The following is a 24,174-nucleotide window of genomic DNA, read 5'->3' as shown; positions in this document are numbered from 1 at the left end:
AGCATAGCTTAATTATAACATAACTACATAGCTTCCTCATATTTCTTTTGTTTATAAAGCAGAAATTCCTTATAACCTTCAACATTTATATATACTCTCTTATGAGAAGGCTTCAAAATGTATCCTTGGAATTTTTCATTTCTTCGCATTTCTGTTAGATCATTGTTTAAGGTTTTTAACGGAACATCAAATAATTCCGTAATCCCTTTCTTGCTTATATATATATTTTCCATAAATTTCTCCTATTTTTGATATAATAGGGATGGTAAAAGACATTTTCTTTTATTACCTACTTAGCTTGTCAGTTGCTCCGCCAAAAGTGTCTGACAAGCTTTTTATGTTATCGTAAAACTCGGTAGTATATTCTTTCACACCATGAGGAGTTTCATGTTTAGTGGTACGTGAAAATGTCGGAGGACTGTTAATTTTATAAGTTTCCATAATCTCACCCTTTGTTGTTGTAATTTCCAAAGGCTTTTCAATTCCTCTGCTAGTTAGATAAATTCTGATACCCTTGGGATACATATGTAGGCGAGCACCTTTTATAATTGCTTTGTTTTGTGAACCCTCATCACCTATCTGCAAATTAGATAAATAAGCAATCAAATAATTCCCAACCTTATCAGCTCTCTTTAACCTCTTGGTCTTTGTAAAACCTTTCCCCCACATCTTAGCAAGGTCATTGTTAGGAATTGTTAGTTCAGAATCGTTCTTTAATAACACATGCAAATGCCACCTTCCACTAGCTTGCGGTTCAATGACCGTAATATAATCAACATTTCCAAACTGATTACGAATGCGTCGAATGAACGCTTTGAAATCCATGTAAACTATTGCTGTTTCGGTAACATGGTCTCGATAAGTCAACGTTATCCATAACTGGTTGATACCTCCCGTAAAATTGTGAGCTACTAGACGGCGTAGTTTTTTCATAGTCTGTTTAGTAGACTTCAAATTATCGAGTCGTGTACTACTGGAAGTATCCATGTCATGAATTTCTCCCGTCTCCAGATTTACATAACGTTTTCCAGATATTACCTTGATGGTCTGCTCCTGTTGTCCATTCGCAGTTGTCATTTCTATCGTATCACCATACAAGTAACTTTTAACAAGTTTAGTTGAATCTATTTTATACATATATATTTATACTTATCGTGCTTTTGTTTGACGCTTATCAAGTTAAGGCATCGCACTATCGATGATTAAATTCAGATTTATTCCATGATTTATTGACAATAGGGACCCTAAGATTATAAAACTGATTGTGTCGGCGCGGCGAACAAAGTTCGACCGCACCGCCCCAACCAGTCTAATCTATCTTAACCTATAGCCAATAAACTTTCACGGCATAAAGAATTTAACCATCTAAGACCACGGATGTTTCAACTTGAACAACGCCCCTTTAATCGTTCGTTTATCTGATTCATTACATATGATGAATACTAGATAGCGTAACCCATGCTTTACATATAGATCAGCGAGACCATGAAGAGCATATTTGTGCAAATAAAAAATCCAAGTATCCTGTATTCGTAATAGAACTTCTGGGGGTAGCTCTCCAAAAACTTGAAACCGGAAAACTACACACCTAGCTTCAAATTCTCGAATCCCATGGTTATCAATTGCACATAAAGGAACTCTTTCATCTGCTACATGCACTCTCTGAATTGACTTACTCCCATCAGCTTGATCAACTTCCTGCTCTTCATAAATCGGAGATAGCTTATATGCAAACTGATTTTCCTGAATATTTTCTTTCACTAATTCTACCAATACATTTTGCGTAGAAGCTAGAAATCTATTCCAGTTTTTTTGATTTTCTTCTATCTGGACTTTCATCTGGTACTCCTCAAGTTTTCTACTAAAAAGATGATAAACTTCCTTAGCACCTTCAAAAATCTTCATAGGTAATTCTTCGATAATCGATGGCATATTTGCCTCCTTTAAAGTGCTACAACTTCAATGACTTTTGCAGTCAAACTAAGTTGGTTACGATATTCTCCGTATACAATTGCTTTCTCAATGTCTACAATTTCTACAGATGTCAGCATTGGTTGAAACGTATCATAATCCTTCATAGATGCAAATGGAACTTTTACAGTGAGCTGCTCCCCAGTATTATTTTTTTCGTTGGGATAGTCACTTTCATCCGCAAAGACCAGCACGCAAACTTTTACACCTTTCTCCGTTTCCGAACCAGTTTCACTTTTTTCTATCCACCTTGTTGCGGACACAAAACGTAGTTCTTTGCGAGAAAGGAAAAGTGACGTATTAAACTCTGTAAAATAAGTTAAGTTCTTAAGTGCCATAATTCAATACCTTCTTTCTAAACTTAAAAGTAAATCGTCTACTTTTAAGCAAATAAACACTGTGACGATTACAGATAACAACGTTTAAAATTACACCTCCTTATCTATTAGGAGAAATTTCAACAGAATTCGGAAGAGATTATAAATTTTTTAATTCTTTTCGTAGAATCTCTATAATACGCTTGCCTATGGACCTGAGCAAGTAGTCCTCGTCTTGGCTAGCCTCTCTCCACTTGCTATATGGTGGAGCCTCCCTATCGGCCTTTTTGTCCTCCTACTCCTGGCCAGTCTGACTGTTTCCTACCGTCAAATCATCCACGCCTATCCTCAAGGAGGAGGGGCCTATATGGTTACTCGAGAAAATCTATCGCCCGAGCTAGGCTTGATTGCTGGAGGTAGTCTGCTGGTTGACTACATGCTGACTGTGGCGGTATCTGTATCATCTGGAGCTGACGCTATCACAGCAGCCCTCCCTGCCCTTCACCCTTACAACCTCCACATCTCTATTTTTCTAGTTTGCTTGCTCATGCTCTTGAACTTACGGGGGTTGAAAGAATCTGCCAGTTCACTGATGATTCCTGTCTATCTCTTTATCATCAGTACTGTCTTTCTCTTGCTCTATGGAATCTTTCAACTAATGATAGGTACTCTTAGCTATCAGGCGACTTCACCTATCGGCCATGCTGTACCGAGTCTGTCTATCGTTCTCATTCTAAGAGCCTTTACCAGTGGTTCTGCCTCTCTAACAGGGGTTGAAGCTATTTCAAACGCCGTTCCCTTCTTCAAGGCTCCAAAAGAAAAGAATGCTGCTCAGACCTTGACCATCATGTCACTGATTTTAGGTTTTCTTTTTGCTGGTATCACCTTCCTAAACTACTGGATGGGGATTCTGCCTCAACACGGAGAAACCATCCTTTCACAGATGGCTCAAGGCATCCTTGGAAATTCCTTCTTAGGTCACCTTGGCTATTATACCTTCCAATTCTCCACAGCCTTGATTTTGGCCGTAGCAGCAAATACTGGCTTTTCAGCCTTCCCTATGCTGGCTTACAATATGGCTAAAAACAAATACATGCCTCACCTCTTTATGGAAAAAGGAGACCGCCTAGGCTACTCCAATGGAATTTTAACTCTTGCATTTGGGGCTATGATTCTTCTTCTCATTTTTAATGGCAATACCGAACGTTTGATTCCTCTTTATACTATCGGTGTCTTCGTGCCCTTTGCCCTTTCTCAGACTGGGATGATTCGTCATTGGAAAAAAGAAAAGGGGGCAAATTTCTTAAAACCTGCCCTTGCCAATATCCTCGGAGCTATCATTTGCTACGCTATCGTGCTGATCCTGCTCTTTTTCCGTCTCAGTGATATCTGGCCTTTCTTCCCGATTATTCTCGCACTCACCCTACTCTTCTTGGCCATTCACAGTCATTACCAAAAAGCGGCCCAACAACTGCGTCTCTATGAAGGAATCGAAAAACGTACTTACGACGGCAATCTGGTTCTGGTCCTAGTAGGAAATGTCACCCGAGTCAGCGTTGGAGCCATTAACTACGCTCAAAGTATCGGTGACGAAGTCTTAGCCATGCATATATCCACCAAGGAAACAGCAGAAAAAGACCAAGAAATTCTCCAAGAATTTGCCGATTACTTCCCAACCATTACTCTGAAAAATATCAAGACCAGCTACCGTGACATCATCACGCCTACTGTCAAGTATGTCAAACGTATTTCCGAGGATGCCCAGAAAAAGAACTATACAGTCACTGTCCTCGTTCCCCAGTTTATCCCTAATAAACCTTGGCAAAATATCCTGCACAATCAAATGAGTCTCAAACTCAAATACGCCCTCCGTTGGCACCAAGACGTCGTTGTAGCTAGCTACTCTTATCACTTAAAAGAATAAAGAAAAGGCCCTACCAGAACCAAGAAGCTCTGGTAAGGCCTTTTTCTGAATCCATCCACTATGCTTATACTCAATGAAAATCAAAGAGCAAACTAGGAAGCTAGCCGCAGGCTGCTCAAAGCACTGCTTTGAGGTTGCAGATAGAACTGGCGAAGTCAGTAACTATACCTACGGTAAGGCAACGCTGACGTGGTTTGAAGAGATTTTCGAAGAGTATTAACTGAAAAGCGTGACTAGGAATATCATTGAATGTGGTTAGCTAAATCTTCTTGAGCTTTTTTATTTGACTCAGCTTTTTCTTTTAACCATTTTTCATAGAGTTCTTGGTACTGTTTAGCAGTTACTGGCTCTTTTTGCAATTCAACATATTTATAGTTGTCTGCATTTCCCTTATGGCCCACAAATGAGAATGGGCCTGTAAACGGTACAGTCTTACGGAAGATTGGGTTGGCTCCACCACTTTGAACTGGTAGGAACAAGGCGCTATCTGTCAACCAAGCTTGGGCTTCAGCATATTTTTCATAGCGGGCTTGAGTATCTGTGATTTCAGCGTCGGCCTCATCCAAGAGTTTCTTGTAGTCAGAAAGACCAATCTTATCCTTAACTTCCTTGTCTTTTCCTTCAGACAAGCCCATATTTTTCAACTGAGAACCTGTCTCTGGATCTAGGATCGCTAGGTAAGTCTTAGGATCTGAGTAGTCTCCACCCCATCCTGAGATGTCGATGTCGTAGTCTTTTTGTTCTGCTGTATCTGCAAAGTAGGTTGCCTGGTCTTTTTCATCTGGAGAAAGTTGGATAACATCGATGACTACATTCTCCTTACCAAGAGTTTCTTCCACTGTTTGTTTGAAAGATCCGGCCTGTTGCACATCCAACTTAGCAGTCTGGTCAACTGGCATATCCAAATGAATTGGGAAGGTTACTCCTTGAGCTTGCAGACTTTCTTTGGCCTTGGCAAATTTCTCTTTGGCCTTGTCAGGGTTCAAGAAGGCTTGCTTACCATCATTTAGGTTGATATTTGCCCAATCTTTACCATAGTTGACAATTTTTTCATTGACAATATCACCGAAGTTCTTATCGCCAACTTGGACAAAGTTACTTGGTGTAATCGTGTTACGCAAGATACGGTCTGCTCCATCTTCACCATTTGTCTGTGCTGCATAAGCATGACGGTCAAAGGCAAAGTTGATAGCCTGACGGAAATCCTTATTTTGCATAGCTACACGTGAATCTGTCTTTTCCTTGTCAGACTGTTTCATAGTCTGCTTGTAGCTTTGACGATTCACGTTGAAAAGATAATAGAAAGTAACTGAGTTTTGTGGTGTATAGGTAATCTTGTCTTCATTTCCCTTCTTGAGTTCAGCAAAGACTGAACTTGTTGGGAAAATACGACCATCTGTATAGTTGCCTTCCAAGAATCCTCTTGCAATGCTGTCTTGGTCAGATCCGTCAAAGAAAGAGAGTTTCACTTTCTCGATTTTCACATTGTCCTTATCCCAGTAATTAGGATTTTTGTCAAACTCAATCAAAGATTTTGATGTGAAGGACTTAAACAAGTAAGGACCATTTGACAAGATACTTGATGGTGTCACACTTCCAAAGTCATCTCCCTTAGACTTCAAGAAGGCTTCATTCACAGGACTAAGAATACTTGCTGTTGTTTTAGAGTTCCAATAAGTTTCAGGTTGGTTGAGGGTATATTGGAGAGTGTAATCATCCACTGCCTTTACACCAACAGTTCCAAAATCAGATGATTTCCCTTCAACATAGTCTGCTAGACCCTTGATAGAGTCTTGTACCAAGTACAAGTTTTCAGCCTTTTTATCAGCAGCATACTTAAGACCAGTCACAAAGTCATGAGCCGTTACATCCGCATACTCTTCTCCTTCAGAAGTGTACCATTTTGCCCCCTGACGGATCTTATAAGTGTATGTTAAACCATCTTTTGACACAGTCCATGACTCAGCCATAGATGGAATGAGATTGCCATACTGGTCGTTTTCCAACAAACCATCAATCAAGTTGGTTGTGATACTAGATGTAGAGTCTCGGGTAGAGGTAATATAATCCAAGGTATCTGGGTTATTGACAAAGATATAAGAGTAAGTCTTGTCAGCATTACTTGATTGAGATGATCCACACGCTGCTAGAGCTAGACCTGCTGTCAAAGCCATAGCTCCAAACAGCATAACTTTTGATTTCTTCATGATTATTCTCCATTTTTTACAGTATGTGAAATATTATACACCATTTGAGCAAAAATATAAAGCCTTTTGAACATTTTTACAAAAATAAAAATCAGTAGACTCGAGTTCCTACTGATTTTTGATATAGTTCGTTTGGATTATGCAGCCAAAACTTTGCGTCCTTTACGACGACGAGCTGCCAATACGCGACGACCGTTTTTAGTTGACATACGGTTACGGAATCCGTGTTTGCGCGCACGACGAAGTTTACTTGGTTGATAAGTACGTTTCACGATGAATACCTCCTCATAGATTTTGTATTCGTTTAGCCGGCTATAAAGTGATCAGTTACTAAACATACTTTACTATTCTATCTGATTCTTTCACTTTTGTCAATAGCTCTAGGCAAATGTTTCCAGCTTTTTAACGCTTTTTCTGATGTAAGCCCTATCTACGATACTGTTTCAAGAAACGAGTCATCTTTTCTTGGATTTGGGCCAGCTCATCAACACGAGGAAGGTAAACGATACGGAAGTGGTCTGGTTCCTTCCAGTTAAAACCACGACCATGAACCAAGAGAACCTTTTCCTGCTTCAAGAAATCAAGGACAAACTGTTCATCATCATCAATGCGGTACATATCGCGGTCGATTTTAGGGAAGATATAGAGTCCAGCCTTGGGTTTAACGGCAGACAAACCTGGAATATCTTGAATAGCATTGTAGATGAAATTTCTTTGCTCGTAGATTCGTCCACCAGGAAGAAGTAATTCATCGACTGATTGGTGGCCTCCCAAAGAAGTTTGTACGACTTGTTGGGCCAAAACGTTAGAGCAAAGGCGCATATTGGACAACATATTGAGCCCTTCGATATAGCCCTTGACATGAGTCTTAGGTCCAGACAAGACCATCCAACCCACACGGAAACCAGCGATACGGTGCGATTTTGACAAACCGTTCATGCTGACACAGAAGACATCTGGTGCCAAGCTTGCCACAGGCGTATGCACATGTCCATCCATTACCATACGATCGTAAATTTCATCCGCAAAGATAATCAAATCGTTTTGACGGGCAATCTCAATAATCTCCAGCAAGAGTTCTTTAGGATAAAGGGCTCCAGTTGGGTTATTTGGATTGATAAGGACGATTGCCTTGGTATTGGAAGTGATTTTTGACTTGATATCGTCAATATCTGGGTACCATTCTGCAGCTTCATCACAGATGTAGTGAACAGCATTTCCCCCAGCTAGGCTGACAGCAGCTGTCCAAAGAGGATAGTCTGGCATAGGCACCAAGACCTCGTCTCCATTATCCAAAAGCCCCTGCATGGACATAACAATCAGCTCACTGACACCATTTCCAAGGTAAATATCATCAATATCTACGTTTGGGAATTTCTTTAATTGGCAATACTGCATGATGGCCTTACGGGCTGAAAAAATCCCTTTAGAGTCAGAATACCCTTCACTATCACGCGCATTCATAATCAAGTCATGAATGACCTCATCTGGCGCTGTAAAGCCAAACTCTGCTGGATTTCCTGTATTCAGACGTAAAATCTTTTCTCCGTTTGCTCGCATTCGCATGGCTTCTTCCAAAACAGGACCACGGATATCATAAGCAACATGCTCTAACTTACTAGACTTGTTATATTCTTTCATCTTGTTTCCTCAATTCATCAGGATAGTAACATTATACCACTAGAAAGAGAATGCGACAAGTTTACTGAAATGTGTTACTAGATTCAGATGGAAGAAAAGCCTCACTAAAAGCGAAGTCAAGACAGGAGAGATAGCAGGTGTTTTGCCAAAAAACATCACATACCAAAAGATAAACCTAGAAAAAGCAAGCCTAGAAAGGAGTCATAGAGAAGATTGAACATGAGGAAAAGCCCCCATATCATCAAGTAATCCCAGCGACCACTTCTTTTTGCAACTAGGAATAATATCAGATGGTAGAGTAGGTGAAAGACTAAAAAGCCAATAAAACCTGGATAGAGAAGCGGAATTAGCTTCTCTAATTGTCATATCATAATCACTTCTATCAAGACTGAAGCTAGGATGATTCCATAATAAAGGAAATTTGATTTTTTTTGTTTCTTGAAAAGAGTTTTTCATCATTCTTCCTCCCTTCACTTCTTGCCTACTATCCTTTCTTTTATTTCATCATATATTTATATAGTTTTTAAGTGCTAACATTCTTTTGAAAAATACTTTTTTTGCTTTACTTCTATAGTGAAAAGGTTTACAATTATAGTAAGAAAATTTCAGGAGGTTTCATTATGGCACAACGTTACCAAAATATTATGGTCGCAATCGATGGTTCTAAGGAAGCGGACTTGGCTTTTGTCAAGGGAGTTCATTCTGCTCTACGAAACGACGCTAAACTCACCATCGCTCATGTCATTGACACACGCGCACTCCAAAGCGTATCCACCTTTGATGCTGAAGTTTACGAAGAACTCCAAGTCGACGCTGAAAGTCTGATGAAAGAGTACGAAAAACGTGCGAAAGATGCTGGTGTGACAGATGTTCATATCGTCATTGAAATGGGAAATCCAAAGACCCTCTTGGCACGTACTATTCCAGATGCTGAGGAAGTGGACCTCATCCTCGTTGGCGCAACCGGTCTCAACGCCTTTGAACGCCTCTTGGTCGGATCTTCATCTGAATACATTCTCCGCCATGCTAAGGTCGATTTGCTGGTTGTGAGAGAACAAGAAAAAACCTTATAATCATGAAGAAAAGGAGCCCAGAGCTCCTTTTTGTTTACTATTTATACTCTTCGAAAATCTCTTCAAACCACGTCAACGTCGCCTTGCCGTATATATGTTACTGACTTCGTCAGTTTCATCTGCAACCTCAAAGCAGTGCTTTGAGCAGCCTGCGGCTAGTTTCCTAGTTTGCTCTTTGATTTTCATTGAGTATTATTTCTCTCTTTATGGCGTTCATAAGCCTTGAGTTGGCGCTGCAGTTCCTTTTTAATAGCAGGTTCTGGAGCATATTTTTCTTCCCAATCATCTGGTTTTAAGATTTTGTGGGTCACTGGATCGAAATGAGCCTTACCATCTGGGAAAATTTTCCCCATATTAGCCTGATGGACAATGTCAAAAATACGTTCTGGGTCCACCCCCATCAAGACAAAACTGCCATAAGTAAAGTAAAGCGTGTCAATCAAGGCATCCACCTGCCCTACCAAATCTTGCTGAGCAGGTGTCTTCTTGGCTACCTTATCTGCTGCCTTATCAAGGGCCTGATGAAGTTGCGATAGAGCTTGACCAAAGTCCTCTTCAGAAGGACTAGCAGCCCGAACAAACTCCACCAATTCTTCTATCTTAAAGCCAGCCCTATGGGTTGCACCTTCTAAATCCCAAGCTCGAGGCTCTTCTTGGGTCCGTTCATCCATCATGTGGTGGAAGGTCTTGACCTTATTGAAATGATAGTCACGGCTGACAAAGACTTTTTCTGAAGACAAAACACCAAAATGTTCCAAGGCCTTGTGGATCCCATCCTGCTGATTGCTGGCTGTGATATGCTTGGCCACTTCCTTAACACTGCTACTACCATTTCCCATAGCAACGGACATACCGACACCAGCCAGCATTTCAAGGTCGTTATCCGAGTCACCAAAGGCCATGACTTGGTTGAGGTCAAAGCCATATTCTTTTCCAACTCGGCGAATGCCTTCCAATTTAGAATTACCTTGATTAATGACATCCGCTGCAAATGGATTGCTACGTGTCAATTTCAAGTCTTGAAAATCTGCTGCCGCCTTCTCAGATTCTTCTGGTGTCATCAACATCAAAACTTGGTAGATAGGTTGATTCATCAGGTGAAGCAGGTCTTCTTCCTTTTGGGGAACAACCTTGCTGACCATACGATTAAAGGAATGACTCACTGTCCGAGTTAAAACCGAGGGAACGAAGCGACTGATTCGTTGAGAAAAAGTTCCCAGACCAAAAGACATGATTTTAGACCCCAGCATGGCATCCTTGGTCCCTAGGGCAATCTCCTTGCCCTCTTTTTTAGCATAGCTAATTAACTGGCGCAAATGTAACTTGGAAATTGGGCTCGTAAATAAGACTCTTTCTTTAGTAAAGATATACTGTCCATTATAGGTTACCGCAAAGTCCAGATCCAAATCGTCCATCAATTCCTTAACAAAAAAAGGTCCTCGACCTGTCGCTACGCCGACAAGTACCCCTTGTTCTTTGACGATTTTAATCGCGTCCTTAGTGGATTTCAAAACACTCTTGCGATCGTTGACCAAGGTTCCATCGATATCAAAAAAAACAGCTTTGACTTCCATCCTATCCCAATCTCCCCTTTTGTGATACAATGATTATACCACATTTCAGAAAGAGTGAGTAAATCATGCCTAAGAAAATCCTTGTTTTACATACGGGTGGGACTATTTCCATGCAGGCCGATGCTTCTGGCGCTGTTGTGACTAGTTCAGATAATCCCATGAACCATGTCACCAATCCCCTCGAAGGAATCCAAGTCCACGCCTTAGACTTTTTTAACCTGCCAAGCCCCCATATCAAACCCAAGCATATGCTGGCCCTCTACAAAAAAATCAAAGAGGAAGTTGCTAACTACGATGGGGTGGTGATCACACACGGGACCGATACTTTAGAGGAAACAGCCTATTTCCTTGACACCATGGAAGTTCCCCACATGCCTATCGTACTAACAGGGGCCATGCGCAGCTCCAACGAACTCGGTAGTGACGGTGTTTATAATTATCTGAGTGCTTTAAGGGTGGCTAGCGATGACAGGGCTGCTGACAAAGGTGTTTTGGTCGTTATGAACGATGAAATCCACGCTGCCAAATATGTTACTAAAACACATACGACCAACGTCAGCACCTTCCAGACTCCTACTCACGGGCCACTTGGTCTGATTATGAAACAGGAAATACTCTACTTTAAAACAGCTGAACCCCGTGTTCGCTTTGACCTTGATCACATACAAGGCTTAGTCCCTATCATCTCGGCTTATGCTGGTATGACAGATGAGCTGATTGATATGCTGGATTTGGAAGAATTGGACGGTTTGATTATCCAAGCCTTCGGAGCTGGTAATATTCCCAAAGAAACGGCTCAAAAATTAGAAAGCCTTCTGCAGAGAGGAATCCCAGTAGCCCTGGTTTCACGATGCTTTAACGGTATTGCAGAACCTGTTTATGCCTACCAAGGCGGAGGCGTACAGTTGCAAAAGGCAGGCGTTTTCTTTGTTAAAGAACTCAATGCCCAAAAAGCCCGCTTGAAACTCCTCATCGCCCTCAATGCCGGATTAACAGGGCAAGCCTTAAAAGACTATATGGAAGGCTAATACTCTGCGAAAATCTCTTCAAACCATGTCAGCGTCGCCTTACAGTATGTATGGTTACTAACTGTGTCAGTTCTATCTACAACCTCAAAGCAGTGCTTGGAGTAACCTGCGGCTAGCTTCCTGGTTTGCTCTTTGATTTTCATTGCGTATAACTCCTTCTCTAGAAAACAAAATCAGGAAATCTTCACGATTCCCTGATTTTTTCTATTTCCGTTTTCGTGTTGAACGACGTTCTGTCAAACCATGAGGCAAGAGAACTTCACGTTCTTCCAACTCTTCCTTGTGCATAATCTTAGTCAACATACGCATACTAATAGCACCAAGGTCATAAAGAGGTTGGGCAATAGTTGTCAAGTTTGGACGGGTAAAACGTGAGATTTGTGAATCATCACTAGTAATGATTTCAAACTCTTCCGGTACTGATACACCGTGGTCAGCCAAACCATTCAAGACACCTGCAGCCAATTCATCACCGGTTACAACTGCTGCAGTTGCGTTTGATGAAATTAAACGCTCTGCCAAGGCATAGCCATCTTCATAAGTGTATTTAGACTCAAATACCAATCCTTCGCTATAAGAAATACCTGCTTTTTTCAAGGCTTCCTTGTAGCCAACCAAACGAACCTTACCATTGATGTCATCTACTAGTGGACCGCTAACAAAAGCAATGCGTTCGTTTTCTTTAGCAAGGTAGGTCACTGCGTCAATCGTAGCTTGTTTGTAGTCAATATTAACACTCGGAAGTTGGTGTTCTACATCCACTGTTCCCGCAAGAACAACCGGTGTCCGAGATCTAGAAAACTCTGAACGAATTTTTTCAGTCAAGTGGTAACCCATAAAGATGATACCATCCACTTGCTTAGAAAACAGTGTATTGACAACTGAAACTTCCTTATCATCATCCTCATCACTATTAGCAAGGACGATATTGTACTTGTACATTTCAGCGATATCATCAATCCCTTTAGCAAGCGTTGAGAAGTAGCCATTGGTAATATTTGGGATCACAACACCGACAGTGGTTGTCTTTTTGCTTGCAAGACCACGCGCCACGGCATTTGGACGGTAATCCAAACGATCAATTACCTCAAGCACTTTTTTACGGGTGTTCTCTTTTACATTCTTATTGCCATTGACTACACGGCTAACCGTCGCCATTGAAACCCCTGCTTCACGGGCGACATCATAAATCGTTACTGTATCGTCTGTATTCATTCCATTTCCTTTCTATATCATACCTCACGAGACTCCAAAAAAGAGACGGTATGAAAATTTCGTTTTCATGATTCTACTTATTCCATTTTATCACTATTTGTAAACACTTTCAAGCATTTTTTGAAGATTGTTTGAAAAAAATTTCATAGAAAACTATGTTTATGAAGAAAAAATCGCCTTTTCTTGATTTTTAATCCTATTTGCTGTATGATAAGGGAAAAGAAAGGGGGCAGAGATATGGCTTTTACCAATACCCAGATGCGATCGGCTAGTTTTGGCATTGTTACCAGCTTGCCTGATGATGTCATTGATTCTTTTTGGTATATCATCGACCATTTCTTAAAAAATGTCTTTGAATTGGAAGAAGAACTCGAGTTTCAATTGCTCAATAACCAAGGAAAAATTACCTTCCACTTTTCAAGCCAACACCTCCCTACAGCCATTGATTTTGACTTTAACCATCCTTTTGACCCTCTTTATCCGCCAAGAGTACTGGTTTTAGACATGGATGGTAGAGAAACTATCCTTCTCCCAGAAGAAAATGACCTATTTTAAAAACTCTAGCCTTCAGTTACATGACTGAAAACTAGAGTTTTTCTATTTTTTCAAAGCATCATACAAGTTGCGAATAGGTTGCTTTAATGTCGGATGGATAAAATGAGGCGCAATTTCTTGTAGAGACTCAAGAACAAAAAGGCGTTCTGCTATGTAAGGATGGGGCAAGATGAGGTCGTCTGTATAAATGACCTGGTCCTCCACAAAGAGCAAGTCCAAATCAATCAAACGAGGTCCCCAATGGATTTCTCTCACCCGTCCCAGCTCTGCCTCAATAGCCAACAAGGTTTCTAACAAGACTGGTGCTGGTAGCCAGGTTTCCACCTCAACCACTTGATTGGCAAAGCTATCCTGCTCCACTCCACCCCAAGGCTCCGTCGCTAAGACACTGGATTCTTTGAGAATATGGATGCCACGAGCTCGCAGTTTGTCAATGGCTTGCTCCAAGTTCGCTTGCTTATCCCCCATATTGCTCCCTAGGGCGATAAAGGCCCGTTGCTTACGACGATGAATAGTCACCGAACAAGTATCTAGTGGCAAATGAACCGGTGCCCAAGGTTTTTTGAGTTCAAGTTCAATCTCTTGAACCAGAGGATAAGCCTCAAAAGTACGTTCTACCAGTTTGTAGGCTACCGTTTCAATCAAGTCCTCAGTTGTTTCCTGAAACCAAGTCGTCCACTGCTGACACAATTCTCCGTAATGGACAGAGGCCGTTAAATCCAAGTCTATCGCCGCCTTGGTCATATCATAGGATAGGATGGCTGAAACGACAAATTTCTGCCCCAATTCCTTCTCACTGGGAAAAAGACCATGATAGGCAAAAATTTCCAAATCCTTAATCTGCAGTTGATCCATAACTAGTCCTTTCTAGAAAAATCCGCCCAAAGCGGATTCTTTTTTACAGTCCCATTAAACGATAAGCCTGATCTCGGAGGTCCTTATCTGTTTCAAATAGACCCCTAGCTACTGTCGTCAAGGTTGCAGTACCTGGTTTTCTGACACCACGCATGCTCATACACATATGTTCCGCCTCAATGACAACAAAGGCTCCTTTAGCACCTAGATAGTCCATCAAGGCATCGGCCACTTCGATATTCAAACGTTCTTGAATTTGTGGCTTTTTCGAATAAACTTCAACCGTACGGGCTAGCTTAGACAAACCTGCCACACGGCCATCTGGAATGTAGGCAATATGCGCTTTACCATAAAATGGCAAGAAGTGGTGCTCACACATAGTATGGAAAAAGATATCCTTTTCTACCACCATATTATCGTCGATAATCTCAAAGGATTTTGACAAATGTTCCTCCGCTGTTTGACCAAGACCTGAAAAAATCTCTTGGTACATACGAGCGACACGAGCAGGTGTCTCCTGCAAACCCTCGCGATTAGCGTCCTCTCCTACAGCCTCGATAATCATTTTTACAGCTGTTTCAATCTTTTGTGTATCCATTTTCGTTCTTCCTCTCCATCAGATAGGCTCTCACTTGGCTCAAGAAATACAAGGAACCTGTGACAATCCTAACTGTTTTTTTCTCTTCTTTTTTATATATCAATTTCTGCTCTAGAAAATCCTGCCAATCTCTGTAGCTGAGATTTCTAGACTTAGCTGCCTCTTCCAGCACGCTTCCATCAGTCGCCCGACTATCGTCAAAATGTGTCAGGGTAAGCTCAGTATCTGACATGGTCCCCAGCAAGTCCAACATATCCTCCAAGGCCTTGGTTTTGATACAAGTAAAGAGGATTTCCTTGTGATAATCTGCAAAGCGTTCTTGCAAGGTTGCCAATAAAGCCTTGATGGCATGAGGGTTATGGGCCCCATCCAAAATCATCAAGGGGTCTCTAGACACAACTTCCAAGCGCCCCGGCCAACTTGTTTCTTCCAAGGCCTGAGCAAGCAAGTCATTACTTGCTAGTTCTCGACCATCCTCTTGACAAAAAGTATCAAGTAAAGCTATGGCCATCCCAGCATTCTCTATCTGGTGCAAACCAAGCAGGCCAGTCTGGAAGCGACCTTGTCTGAGAGAGCTAGTATAATCAAAGACTTCCCCTGTCATCACACTCTTTTGATGACTGACATGATAATTTGCCCCGTAGGCAAGTCTCGACGCATCTTTCCCTTCCGCAATGCGGTCAATCATAGCCAAAGCTTCTGGAGCGATACGACCTGTCACCAAGGGAATACCTTGTTTGATAATACCAGCTTTCTGCTCTGCTATGGCTTCCAGGGTGTCACCAAGTAGGGCTACATGGTCCAGTCCAATAGTCGTAATTCCTGTTAAAATGGGCTGACAGACATTGGTACTATCTAAAAGTCCACCCATGCCGACTTCCATAATAGCCACATCTACTTGCTCTGAGGCAAAGTAGTCATAGGCTATGGCTGTGATAATCTCAAACTCGGTTGTGCCCTGTAAATTAGCGGCCGCTTCCCCTTCCAGCAAAGACTGATAGTCTGCCATGAGGGCTTCTAGTCTAGCCTCTGGGATAGATTCCCTATTGATGCTAATCTGATCTGTGTAATGAATGAGATAGGGCGAGCTAAACACGCCAACTCTCAGCCCCATCTTTTCTAGCATATTTTTCAAAAAAGCAATGGTCGAACCCTTGCCATTGGTCCCTCCGATATGGATGACCTTGAGTTTGAGATGGGGATTGCCTCGCAAAGCTAACAGTTCCACCATGCGTTCCAAGCCAAAATGCGGTTGGTCCGTCCGATAATTAGTAATCCACTGATTGTTTTCAATTTCTTTCATCTTATTTATATTGTTTTAAATCTAAATTTTCCGCTTCATCAGCCAGACGAATAGCGGAGGCAATTTCAACCGCCATCTTGTGACTAGCTACGTCATGCACTCGTACCACTTCTACCCCCTGTCTTGCAGCAATACTAGTTACATGAGCCGAAGCCGTATCTCGATTGCGGAAACCAAGTTCTGTCTCAGGATTGACTTCAAAACCATTTTCTTCAAGAATATTGATGACAAACCGCTTGCGCGACACTCCGAGAAAGATTGGATAGCCTTTCTGATGTAGTTTATCCAGATCCCGTAAAAGAAGCAGATTTTCTTTCTTGGTCAGACCAAAGCCAATTCCTGAATCCAGCAGGATGTTTTCTTGAGCAATCCCAGCTTCCTCTGCTCTCGCTAGTGCTCGTTCAAAAAAAGTCTCCATCAACTCTTCGATTGGCAATTTTTCAAAGTCAGCTAACTCTTTTTCTGTAAAAGCTTGACCAAAGCCAAAATGAGGGAAGATGAGCGAGCTAGGGTGCTGAGGTCGTGCCATGACTGGATTAAACATAATGACTACTTTCGCACCAGCCTTAGCAACCTCATGGGCCATTTTCTCATCACCCATAAGACCAGTGATATCATTGACTAGATTGGCACCAGCAGCCAAAGCAGCTTCTGCTACTTGACTCTTCCAAGTATCAATAGAGATGAGGACATCACTTTCCTTGCGAATAGCTTTGATCACTGGAACAACACGCTGGATTTCCTCTTCTATCTCAACATAACTACTTCCCGGCCGCGGCCGAGTCGATTCTCCGCCGATATCTAGCATACTAGCCCCTTCTGCTATCAATTTACGAGCCTGCTGGAGCGCCTGCTCAAGAGCAAAAAATTGACCACCATCCGAAAAGGAGTCTGGGGTTACATTGATAATTCCGCAAATAGCTGTCTTTGCATGATTGGTTTTACTTGACATATCGGTCACTCCCTCAAGGCTTTTCACCATATTATTTCTCTATTTTACCATAAAAAGAAAAAGATGGACACGATTGCATTCATCTTTTTCCCAGTAGAAACAAGTAAGCAATTGTCAAAAATCTTAAACAGAAATCCCTAATGTCCGACTCAAAATCACCACAAGTGCCAATAAACAGAAGGCTACCCCATTAACAATCATGTGAAGCAAGATAGACATTTCCAAACGTTGTGTCTTGTAAGCTGTCCAAGATAGAACGATTGACATACCTCCATAAATCAATAAAGAAGGTAAATTACTTGGTTGGTGCAATAAAGCAAACACAATCGTACCTACTATAAATCCCAAGTTCTCCTTGCCTCGGAAAATCTTTTTAGGGACAATCCCACGGCACAAGATTTCCTCACAAATCGGAGCCAGCAAGGCCAGCAAGAAAAAGCTAGAAATCAACGAACTATTCTGAACCATATCGTTAATCTGAGACTGGTTAGCTGTTGTCGTCTCATTTGACAGTTGTAGCAAGATAGAACCTAGTATATTTGACCCTAAAATAACTAAATAACTCAAGCCCAAACGTGCCAGATCCTTAGCTTTAAAAAAAGAAAAATTAAAACTAGCTAATTGCGTTTTACGAGCTCCAAAAATAAATAGTCCCAAAACCACAATCGAAATACCAGCAACCATCAGTCCTGACTGTAACAATGGTACTGCATTTAAAGTTAAAATAGCAGTAACCCCTATAGGAATCTGATATAAAATTGTCGCTAGCAGAAAGATTAACAGCCAACCTGCACGATTCAATAATTCTTTCCAGATACTTTTCTCTTTCATCACCTATCTCCTTTGTATTAAAAAAGGGGGAAAGTCCCCCTGGGTTATCCTATTATAAGGCCATGCTGATGTAGTTAAGGATAAACAAGGCATCCAAAATCCAAATCATTACATGAACATCTTTAGCTTGACCTTTGACAAGCTTAGTCAAAGTGTAAGTCAAGAAACCAACTGCAATCCCTTGAGTGATAGAGTAGCTGAATCCCATAAAGATAGATGTGAAGAAGGCAGGAACCGCTTCAGCCATATCATCCCAATGGATATTTTTCAAGCTAGCCAACATCATAATTCCAACGATAATCAAGATTGGAGCTGTAGCGGCTGTTGGTACAATCGCTAGAAGTGGGCTAAAGAAGCTTGAGATCGCAAAACAGATTGCCACGACCAAGGCTGTCAAACCAGTACGTCCACCTGCACCGATACCAGCAGCAGACTCAACATAAGTCGTTACGTTCGAAGTACCAGCGATGGCACCAATTGAAGTACCAATCAAGTCAGAGTAAAGAGCCTTGTCCAACTTAGCTGATTGGTGATTTTCACCATTTGTCGCTACGATACCAACTTTTTCACCAGTACCGATCAAAGTACCAATTGTATCAAAAATATCTGTCAACGAGAAGGCAAGAATAGCCATCAGAGTTTCAGGCAAGCGAGCTGTATCTGAAATCAAAGCTCCCAAACCTTCTGAACCAAGAGCCGCACCAAAGACTGTCTTCAAGTCTTCAAAGGCTGCACCAACATGGTTGTTAGCAAAATCGATACTAGACAAATCTACCAAACCAACTGCAATAGCAAGAACAGTTGTTGTCAAGATAGAGAGAATAATTCCCCCTTTAATCCCTTTGATAACAAAGAAGATAGTAATGACAAGTCCTGCAAGAGCCACCAAAACAGCTGGATTATTAAAGCTGACCAATCCTGGAACTGCTGAAGAGTTTGCTGCAATCGTTGCTTGAGCTTTGTCAGCCCCTTCTCCTACAACAGTATAGTTTCCTGGATCAATCGTAAATTTCAAAAGTCCAGCATTCTTAATTCCCACGTAGGCAAGAAAAACACCGATACCAGCTGAAATAGCTGAGCGAAGGGCATTTGGAATCGATTCAATGATCATTTTACGAACATTTGTCAAGGTAATAATCAATGAGATAATTCCACAGATGAAGACCATAGCCAAGGCTTCTTGCCATGAATAACCAAGCCCGAATACAACTGTAAATGTAAAGAAGGCGTTAAGACCCATACCTGGTGCTTGAGCATAAGGTAAGTTGGCGTAGAAGGCCATCATCAGGGTACCAGCAACTGCACCGATAATTGTTGCGAGGAATACACCCTGAGCAGGCATTCCTGTTTGCGAAAGAATTTGTGGGTTTACAAAGAGAATATAACTCATTGCAAAGAAAGTTGTTAAACCAGCGAGAACCTCTGTACGAACGTCTGTACCGTTCTCTTTTAGTTTAAATAATTTGTCCATTATCAATCTCCTTTTAATTTTTACGAACAATATCTGTATTATATCATTTATCATTCACTTTTTCAATATCTTTGTTTAATTTATTTAAGAAATTGATGGAATTCCAATTTTTGTTTGGAATCTGCTTTTCTGTCTGCTTTTTGTTATAATAGAAGACATCTTATACTCAATGAAAATCAAAGAGCAAACTAGGAAACTAGCTGCAGGCTTTTCAAAACAGTGTTTTGAGGTTGCAAATGGAAACCGACTTGGTTTGAAGAGATGTTCGAAGAGTATTATCTGGAAAGACACTAGAAAGGTCCATATGACGAAGAAAATTATTGCAGTTGACCTGGATGGAACCCTACTCAACTCAGACAGTCAGATTTCTGACTTCACCAAAGAAACTATTAAAAAAGTTACTGAAAAAGGGCATCAGGTTATTATTACGACAGGTCGCCCTTACCGCATGTCAAAAGATTTCTACCGTGAACTAGGCTTAGACACTCCTATGATTAATTTCAACGGCTCCCTTACTCATTTACCAGACCAAGTTTGGAACTTTGAAAAGTGTTTGACGGTAGACAAAAAATATCTGCTAGATATGGTTCAACGTTCAGAGGACATTCAAGCCGATTTTATCGCTGGAGAATATCGTAAAAAATTCTACATTACAAATCCTAATGAAGAAATTGCCAATCCCAAACTATTTGGTGTAGAAGCTTTCCAGCCTGAAGATCGATTTCAGCCTGAGTTGGTAACCAAGGATCCTAACTGTATCCTGTTGCAGACCAGAGCCAGTGACAAATATGCCTTGGCAAAAGAAATGAACGCCTTCTACCAGCATCAACTTTCTATTAATACCTGGGGAGGTCCGCTCAATATCCTTGAGTGTACACCCAAAGGGGTTAATAAGGCCTTTGCTTTGGACTACTTGCTCAAGGTAATGAACCGTGACAAAAAGGATTTGATTGCCTTTGGAGATGAACACAATGATACCGAAATGCTAGCTTTTGCTGGTAAGGGCTATGCCATGAAAAATGCCAATCCAGACTTACTCCCTTATGCAGATGAGCAAATTTCCCTGACAAATGACCAAGATGGGGTTGCCAAAACCCTGCAAGATTTATTCTTATAACCTATACTGATACTCAATGAAAATCAAAGAGCAAACTAGGAAGCTAGCCGTAGGTTGCTCAAAGCACTGCTTTGAGGTTGTAGATGAAACTGACGAAGTCAGCTCAAAACACTGTTTTGAGGTTGCAGATAGAACTGACGAAGTCAGTAACATATATATACGGCAAGGCGAAGCTGACGTGGTTTGAATAGATTTTCGAAGAGTATGACCAGCTTGCAAGCTGGTCTTTGTGTTCTTTTCACAGTCTCATCAACCAGTTAATCGATTGTTCTATTTTTTACCTCCAAAACCTTGGAAAAGGCTTTCTTTTGTGATATAATTCACATATAAATACAAGAGAGCTCGTCATACTCGACTCTGTTGACACAAAATCAATCCAGTCCCGTTATCCCTGTTCTCGGTCAATATCAAGGAGGATAGCTATGAAAGCTGTTGTTGTTAATCCAGAAAGCACTGGTGTTGCTGTTGAAGAAAAAGTACTCCGTCCACTTGAAACTGGGGAAGCACTTGTAGAAATTGAATACTGTGGTGTTTGCCACACTGATAATTTAATAGAAACCTATTTTAAAAGTTGGAATGCGCTTCCAACTTTTTTATATTAAATTTTAAAATAGGGATTCAAAAAAAATTCTCAAAAACTTAATATATCAACATTTAAAAAGAAAACCTTTTTCCTTTTTTATGTTAAATAGTTGCTTTTTATATGAAAACGGTTTATACTTAAACAGTCTTAAAGTTTTCTTAAACGAAAACTAAAACAAAAAAGGAGGAATGACAATAATGAGTATCGGAATCATTATTGCGAGCCACGGCGAATTTGCTGCGGGTATTCATCAGTCAGGAACTATGATCTTTGGTGAACAAGAAAAGGTTCAAGTTGTAACCTTTATGTCAAATGAAGGCCCTGATGATCTATACGCTAAGTTTAATAACGCTGTTGCTGCATTTGACGCAGAAGATGAGGTTCTAGTTTTGGCTGACCTTTGGAGTGGATCTCCATTTAACCAAGCTAGCCGCGTGATGGGAGAAAATCCTGATCGTAAGTTTGCCATCATCACAGGACTTAACTTACCGATGTTAATTCAAGCCTACACAGAGCGCCTGATGGATGCTACTGCAGGTGTGGAAAAGGTCGCTGCGAATATTATCAAAGAAGCCAAAGATGGCATCAAGGCTCTTCCAGAAGAGCTAAACCCAGTTGAGGAGGTAGCAAGCGCTACAGCTGCTCCAGTTGCCCAAGCTGCTATTCCAGAAGGAACTGTCATCGGAGACGGTAAACTCAAAATCAACCTTGCCCGTCTAGACACTCGTTTACTTCACGGTCAGGTTGCAACTGCTTGGACTCCAGATTCAAAAGCAGACCGTATCATCGTTGCTTCAGATAACGTAGCTAAAGACGAATTACGTAAAGAATTGATTAAACAAGCAGCTCCAGGTAAAGTGAAAGCAAACGTTGTTCCTATCCAAAAACTAATCGACGTTGCAAAAGATCCTCGCTTCGGAGAAACACATGCCCTTATCTTGTTTGAAACACCTCAAGATGCCCTTCGTGCAATCGAAGGTGGCGTGCCAATCAAAACTCTTAATGTTGGATCAATGGCTCACTCAACTGGTAAAACAATGGTTAACAACGTTTTGTCTATGGATAAAGAAGACGTTGCTACATTTGAAAAAATGCGTGACCTTGGTGTTGAATTTGATGTACGTAAAGTACCAAACGACACGAAAAAAGATTTGTTTGACTTGATCAACAAAGCAAACGTGCAATAATCGATTTTATGAAAGGATTTTAAAGATGTCTATTATTTCTATGGTTTTAGTAGTCGTTGTAGCCTTCCTAGCAGGTCTTGAAGGTATCCTCGACCAGTTCCAATTCCATCAACCAATCGTAGCTTGTACCCTTATCGGTCTTGTTACTGGTAACCTTGAAGCAGGGATTATCCTTGGTGGTTCTCTTCAAATGATCGCCCTTGGTTGGGCTAACATCGGAGCTGCCGTAGCTCCTGACGCTGCTCTTGCTTCTGTTGCTGCTGCCATTATCATGGTTCTTGGTGGCGACTTTACTAAGACAGGTATCGGTGTTGCCCAAGCGGTTGCTATCCCTCTTGCAGTTGCTGGTCTATTCTTGACTATGATTGTCCGTACACTCTCTGTCGGATTGGTTCACACTGCTGATGCTTCTGCTAAAAAAGGTGACTTCAAAGCAGTTGAACGTGCTCACTTTGTCGCACTTCTTCTTCAAGGTCTTCGTATTGCAGTCCCTGCAGCACTCCTTCTAATGGTACCAACTGAAACAGTACAAAGCATTCTAAATGCTATGCCTGATTGGCTCAAAGATGGTATGGCTATCGGTGGTGGTATGGTTGTTGCCGTTGGTTACGCTATGGTTATCAACATGATGGCAACTCGTGAAGTATGGCCATTCTTCGCTATAGGTTTTGTGCTTGCTGCCGTGTCAGATATTACTCTAATCGGATTTGGTGCTATCGGTGTTGCTATCGCTCTTATCTACCTTCACCTTTCTAAAACTGGTGGAAATGGTGGCGGAGGAGCCGCAACTTCTAACGACCCAATCGGCGATATCCTAGAAGACTACTAAGATAAGAAAGGACTGAAAACATCATGACTGAAAAACTTCAATTAACTAAATCAGATCGTAAAAAAGTTTGGTGGCGTTCAACTTTCTTACAAGGTTCTTGGAACTATGAACGTATGCAAAACTTGGGTTGGGCTTACTCATTAATTCCAGCTCTTAAAAAACTCTACACTAAAAAAGAAGATCAAATCGCTGCTCTTGAACGCCATCTTGAGTTCTTCAACACTCACCCATACGTAGCCGCTCCAATCATGGGGGTTACTCTTGCACTTGAAGAAGAACGTGCTAACGGTGTTGAAATTGATGACGCTGCTATCCAAGGTGTTAAAATCGGTATGATGGGACCTCTTGCTGGTATCGGTGACCCAGTATTCTGGTTTACAGTACGCCCAATCCTTGGATCACTCGGTGCTTCACTTGCCCTTACTGGTAATATCTTAGGTCCAATCCTCTTCTTCGTTCTTTGGAACTTGATTCGTATGTCATTCTTGTGGTATACACAAGAGATTGGATACAAGGCTGGATCAGAAATCACTAAAGACATGTCTGGCGGTATCCTTCAAGACATCACTAAAGGAGCTTCTATCCTTGGTATGTTCATTCTTGCTGTCCTTGTTCAACGTTGGGTAAATATTAAATTTGCTTTCGATGTTGCCAAAGTTCAACTAGATGAAAAAGCTTATATCCATTGGGATAAATTGCCAGAAGGATCTAAAGGTATTCAAGAAGCATTCGCACAAGTAGGACAAGGATTGTCTCAAACACCTGAAAAAGTTACTACTTTCCAACAAAACTTGGATATGTTGATTCCTGGACTATCAGGACTACTCCTTACTTTCCTTTGCATGTACTTACTTAAGAAAAAAGTATCTCCAATCACTATTATCCTTGCACTCTTCGCAGTGGGTATTGTAGCACATGTTCTTCACATCATGTAATCAAGTAA

At 41.3% G+C, this 24,174-nt stretch carries 25 protein-coding genes and 1 pseudogene; 9 read left to right on the top strand and 17 right to left on the bottom strand.

Annotated elements, in window-relative coordinates; genetic code table 11:
* Positions 1 to 23 precede the first annotated feature (23 nt).
* From AXK38_01660 to AXK38_01645, 4 genes are all read right to left on the bottom strand, one after another.
* Positions 24 to 233: a DNA-binding protein gene (locus AXK38_01660; protein AMH88059.1), complete on the bottom strand. Its 210-nt coding sequence runs from the start codon at positions 231 to 233 to the stop codon at positions 24 to 26.
* Positions 234 to 285: 52 nt separating this feature from the next.
* On the bottom strand, positions 286 to 1,137 hold the full coding sequence (locus AXK38_01655; GenBank protein AMH88058.1) for a replicative protein: 852 nt from the start codon (positions 1,135 to 1,137) through the stop codon (positions 286 to 288).
* A 228-nt stretch (positions 1,138 to 1,365) separates the two neighbouring features.
* Positions 1,366 to 1,932: a hypothetical protein gene (locus tag AXK38_01650; GenBank protein ID AMH88057.1), complete on the bottom strand. Its 567-nt coding sequence runs from the start codon at positions 1,930 to 1,932 to the stop codon at positions 1,366 to 1,368.
* Positions 1,933 to 1,943: 11 nt separating this feature from the next.
* A complete protein-coding gene (locus AXK38_01645) occupies positions 1,944 to 2,309 on the bottom strand; it encodes a hypothetical protein (protein ID AMH88056.1) in 366 nt (121 codons plus the stop codon).
* 214 nt (positions 2,310 to 2,523) lie between these two features.
* Here AXK38_01645 and AXK38_01640 point away from each other — a divergent pair, with 214 nt between their 5' ends.
* On the top strand, positions 2,524 to 4,212 hold the full coding sequence (locus AXK38_01640) for an amino acid permease (GenBank protein AMH88055.1): 1,689 nt from the start codon (positions 2,524 to 2,526) through the stop codon (positions 4,210 to 4,212).
* Positions 4,213 to 4,454: 242 nt separating this feature from the next.
* On the opposite strand, the gene AXK38_01635 is transcribed toward AXK38_01640, so the two are convergent.
* The 4 genes and pseudogenes from AXK38_01635 to AXK38_01620 form a co-directional block, all read right to left on the bottom strand.
* A complete protein-coding gene (locus tag AXK38_01635) occupies positions 4,455 to 6,419 on the bottom strand; it encodes a peptide ABC transporter ATP-binding protein (GenBank protein AMH88054.1) in 1,965 nt (654 codons plus the stop codon).
* A gap of 137 nt (positions 6,420 to 6,556) precedes the next feature.
* Positions 6,557 to 6,691 carry a 50S ribosomal protein L34 gene (locus tag AXK38_01630; protein AMH88053.1) on the bottom strand — a complete coding sequence of 45 codons (135 nt, stop codon included), beginning with the start codon at positions 6,689 to 6,691 and terminating at the stop codon, positions 6,557 to 6,559.
* A gap of 154 nt (positions 6,692 to 6,845) precedes the next feature.
* Positions 6,846 to 8,060 carry an aminotransferase gene (locus AXK38_01625; protein ID AMH88052.1) on the bottom strand — a complete coding sequence of 405 codons (1,215 nt, stop codon included), beginning with the start codon at positions 8,058 to 8,060 and terminating at the stop codon, positions 6,846 to 6,848.
* 155 nt (positions 8,061 to 8,215) lie between these two features.
* Positions 8,216 to 8,516, bottom strand: a pseudogene (locus AXK38_01620) (hypothetical protein).
* A gap of 164 nt (positions 8,517 to 8,680) precedes the next feature.
* Between AXK38_01620 and AXK38_01615 the strand changes: the two are divergent.
* Complete coding sequence (locus tag AXK38_01615) at positions 8,681 to 9,133, top strand: universal stress protein UspA (protein ID AMH88051.1); 453 nt, start codon at positions 8,681 to 8,683, stop codon at positions 9,131 to 9,133.
* A gap of 182 nt (positions 9,134 to 9,315) precedes the next feature.
* On the opposite strand, the gene AXK38_01610 is transcribed toward AXK38_01615, so the two are convergent.
* Positions 9,316 to 10,707, bottom strand: coding sequence for an alanine aminotransferase (locus AXK38_01610; protein AMH88050.1), 1,392 nt, complete (start codon positions 10,705 to 10,707; stop codon positions 9,316 to 9,318).
* A gap of 65 nt (positions 10,708 to 10,772) precedes the next feature.
* Between AXK38_01610 and AXK38_01605 the strand changes: the two genes are divergently transcribed.
* Positions 10,773 to 11,735 carry an L-asparaginase gene (locus AXK38_01605; GenBank protein ID AMH88049.1) on the top strand — a complete coding sequence of 321 codons (963 nt, stop codon included), beginning with the start codon at positions 10,773 to 10,775 and terminating at the stop codon, positions 11,733 to 11,735.
* Here AXK38_01605 and AXK38_01600 read toward each other — a convergent pair.
* Positions 11,732 to 11,878, bottom strand: a complete 147-nt coding sequence (locus tag AXK38_01600; GenBank protein ID AMH88048.1) for a hypothetical protein — start codon at positions 11,876 to 11,878, stop codon at positions 11,732 to 11,734. The genes AXK38_01605 and AXK38_01600 overlap by 4 nt on opposite strands.
* 61 nt (positions 11,879 to 11,939) lie before the next feature.
* Positions 11,940 to 12,950, bottom strand: a complete 1,011-nt coding sequence (locus AXK38_01595) for a catabolite control protein A (GenBank protein AMH88047.1) — start codon at positions 12,948 to 12,950, stop codon at positions 11,940 to 11,942.
* A gap of 237 nt (positions 12,951 to 13,187) precedes the next feature.
* On the opposite strand from AXK38_01595, the gene AXK38_01590 reads away from it, so the two are divergent.
* Positions 13,188 to 13,505 (top strand): GTP cyclohydrolase, encoded by a 318-nt coding sequence (locus AXK38_01590; GenBank protein AMH88046.1) that lies wholly within the window; start codon positions 13,188 to 13,190, stop codon positions 13,503 to 13,505.
* Positions 13,506 to 13,547: 42 nt separating this feature from the next.
* Here AXK38_01590 and AXK38_01585 read toward each other — a convergent pair whose 3' ends face one another.
* From AXK38_01585 to AXK38_01560, 6 genes are all read right to left on the bottom strand, one after another.
* Entirely contained in the window at positions 13,548 to 14,360 is an 813-nt protein-coding gene (locus tag AXK38_01585; GenBank protein ID AMH88045.1) for a 2-amino-4-hydroxy-6-hydroxymethyldihydropteridine pyrophosphokinase, read from the bottom strand.
* 43 nt (positions 14,361 to 14,403) lie between these two features.
* Entirely contained in the window at positions 14,404 to 14,958 is a 555-nt protein-coding gene (locus AXK38_01580; protein ID AMH88044.1) for a GTP cyclohydrolase I, read from the bottom strand.
* On the bottom strand, positions 14,939 to 16,261 hold the full coding sequence (locus AXK38_01575) for a dihydrofolate synthase (GenBank protein ID AMH88043.1): 1,323 nt from the start codon (positions 16,259 to 16,261) through the stop codon (positions 14,939 to 14,941). The genes AXK38_01580 and AXK38_01575 overlap by 20 nt, the downstream gene beginning before the upstream one ends.
* 1 nt (position 16,262) lies before the next feature.
* Positions 16,263 to 17,243, bottom strand: coding sequence for a dihydropteroate synthase (locus AXK38_01570; protein AMH88042.1), 981 nt, complete (start codon positions 17,241 to 17,243; stop codon positions 16,263 to 16,265).
* A gap of 93 nt (positions 17,244 to 17,336) precedes the next feature.
* Positions 17,337 to 18,044: a CAAX protease gene (locus tag AXK38_01565; GenBank protein ID AMH88041.1), complete on the bottom strand. Its 708-nt coding sequence runs from the start codon at positions 18,042 to 18,044 to the stop codon at positions 17,337 to 17,339.
* A 52-nt stretch (positions 18,045 to 18,096) separates the two neighbouring features.
* Positions 18,097 to 19,515, bottom strand: coding sequence for a guanine permease (locus AXK38_01560; protein AMH88040.1), 1,419 nt, complete (start codon positions 19,513 to 19,515; stop codon positions 18,097 to 18,099).
* A 304-nt stretch (positions 19,516 to 19,819) separates the two neighbouring features.
* On the opposite strand from AXK38_01560, the gene AXK38_01555 reads away from it, so the two are divergent.
* The 5 genes from AXK38_01555 to AXK38_01535 all read left to right on the top strand — a co-directional run bounded on the left by AXK38_01555 (position 19,820) and on the right by AXK38_01535 (position 24,166).
* A complete protein-coding gene (locus tag AXK38_01555) occupies positions 19,820 to 20,632 on the top strand; it encodes an HAD family hydrolase (protein AMH89597.1) in 813 nt (270 codons plus the stop codon).
* A gap of 422 nt (positions 20,633 to 21,054) precedes the next feature.
* The gene (locus AXK38_01550; GenBank protein ID AMH88039.1) at positions 21,055 to 21,234 is read left to right on the top strand and encodes a hypothetical protein; all 180 of its coding nucleotides are present in this window, start codon (positions 21,055 to 21,057) and stop codon (positions 21,232 to 21,234) included.
* A 178-nt stretch (positions 21,235 to 21,412) separates the two neighbouring features.
* A complete protein-coding gene (locus AXK38_01545; protein AMH88038.1) occupies positions 21,413 to 22,402 on the top strand; it encodes a PTS mannose transporter subunit EIIAB in 990 nt (329 codons plus the stop codon).
* Positions 22,403 to 22,427: 25 nt separating this feature from the next.
* Positions 22,428 to 23,231 carry a PTS mannose/fructose/sorbose transporter subunit IIC gene (locus tag AXK38_01540; GenBank protein ID AMH88037.1) on the top strand — a complete coding sequence of 268 codons (804 nt, stop codon included), beginning with the start codon at positions 22,428 to 22,430 and terminating at the stop codon, positions 23,229 to 23,231.
* 23 nt (positions 23,232 to 23,254) lie between these two features.
* Positions 23,255 to 24,166, top strand: a complete 912-nt coding sequence (locus tag AXK38_01535) for a PTS mannose family transporter subunit IID (protein ID AMH88036.1) — start codon at positions 23,255 to 23,257, stop codon at positions 24,164 to 24,166.
* Positions 24,167 to 24,174 lie beyond the last annotated feature (8 nt).

It is taken from the genome of Streptococcus mitis (assembly GCA_001560895.1).
Classification (GTDB): domain Bacteria; phylum Bacillota; class Bacilli; order Lactobacillales; family Streptococcaceae; genus Streptococcus; species Streptococcus mitis_Q.
Note: the sequence above shows the minus strand (reverse complement) of the source record. Positions and strands in the feature narration are given on the sequence as shown.

What these genes read in the sequence shown, in the direction of transcription:
- AXK38_01575 (AMH88043.1), bottom strand. Translation starts at nt 16,261, where the DNA reads ATGAAAGAAATTGAAAACAATCAGTGGATTACTAATTATCGGACGGAC.
- AXK38_01655 (AMH88058.1), bottom strand. Translation starts at nt 1,137, where the DNA reads ATGTATAAAATAGATTCAACTAAACTTGTTAAAAGTTACTTGTATGGT.
- AXK38_01540 (AMH88037.1), top strand. Translation starts at nt 22,428, where the DNA reads ATGTCTATTATTTCTATGGTTTTAGTAGTCGTTGTAGCCTTCCTAGCA.
- AXK38_01565 (AMH88041.1), bottom strand. Translation starts at nt 18,044, where the DNA reads ATGAAAGAGAAAAGTATCTGGAAAGAATTATTGAATCGTGCAGGTTGG.
- AXK38_01605 (AMH88049.1), top strand. Translation starts at nt 10,773, where the DNA reads ATGCCTAAGAAAATCCTTGTTTTACATACGGGTGGGACTATTTCCATG.
- AXK38_01600 (AMH88048.1), bottom strand. Translation starts at nt 11,878, where the DNA reads ATGAAAATCAAAGAGCAAACCAGGAAGCTAGCCGCAGGTTACTCCAAG.
- AXK38_01535 (AMH88036.1), top strand. Translation starts at nt 23,255, where the DNA reads ATGACTGAAAAACTTCAATTAACTAAATCAGATCGTAAAAAAGTTTGG.
- AXK38_01590 (AMH88046.1), top strand. Translation starts at nt 13,188, where the DNA reads ATGGCTTTTACCAATACCCAGATGCGATCGGCTAGTTTTGGCATTGTT.
- AXK38_01660 (AMH88059.1), bottom strand. Translation starts at nt 233, where the DNA reads ATGGAAAATATATATATAAGCAAGAAAGGGATTACGGAATTATTTGAT.
- AXK38_01615 (AMH88051.1), top strand. Translation starts at nt 8,681, where the DNA reads ATGGCACAACGTTACCAAAATATTATGGTCGCAATCGATGGTTCTAAG.
- AXK38_01645 (AMH88056.1), bottom strand. Translation starts at nt 2,309, where the DNA reads ATGGCACTTAAGAACTTAACTTATTTTACAGAGTTTAATACGTCACTT.
- AXK38_01555 (AMH89597.1), top strand. Translation starts at nt 19,820, where the DNA reads ATGACGAAGAAAATTATTGCAGTTGACCTGGATGGAACCCTACTCAAC.
- AXK38_01625 (AMH88052.1), bottom strand. Translation starts at nt 8,060, where the DNA reads ATGAAAGAATATAACAAGTCTAGTAAGTTAGAGCATGTTGCTTATGAT.
- AXK38_01635 (AMH88054.1), bottom strand. Translation starts at nt 6,419, where the DNA reads ATGAAGAAATCAAAAGTTATGCTGTTTGGAGCTATGGCTTTGACAGCA.
- AXK38_01570 (AMH88042.1), bottom strand. Translation starts at nt 17,243, where the DNA reads ATGGTGAAAAGCCTTGAGGGAGTGACCGATATGTCAAGTAAAACCAAT.
- AXK38_01550 (AMH88039.1), top strand. Translation starts at nt 21,055, where the DNA reads ATGAAAGCTGTTGTTGTTAATCCAGAAAGCACTGGTGTTGCTGTTGAA.
- AXK38_01610 (AMH88050.1), bottom strand. Translation starts at nt 10,707, where the DNA reads ATGGAAGTCAAAGCTGTTTTTTTTGATATCGATGGAACCTTGGTCAAC.
- AXK38_01560 (AMH88040.1), bottom strand. Translation starts at nt 19,515, where the DNA reads ATGGACAAATTATTTAAACTAAAAGAGAACGGTACAGACGTTCGTACA.
- AXK38_01595 (AMH88047.1), bottom strand. Translation starts at nt 12,950, where the DNA reads ATGAATACAGACGATACAGTAACGATTTATGATGTCGCCCGTGAAGCA.
- AXK38_01545 (AMH88038.1), top strand. Translation starts at nt 21,413, where the DNA reads ATGAGTATCGGAATCATTATTGCGAGCCACGGCGAATTTGCTGCGGGT.
- AXK38_01650 (AMH88057.1), bottom strand. Translation starts at nt 1,932, where the DNA reads ATGCCATCGATTATCGAAGAATTACCTATGAAGATTTTTGAAGGTGCT.
- AXK38_01585 (AMH88045.1), bottom strand. Translation starts at nt 14,360, where the DNA reads ATGGATCAACTGCAGATTAAGGATTTGGAAATTTTTGCCTATCATGGT.
- AXK38_01580 (AMH88044.1), bottom strand. Translation starts at nt 14,958, where the DNA reads ATGGATACACAAAAGATTGAAACAGCTGTAAAAATGATTATCGAGGCT.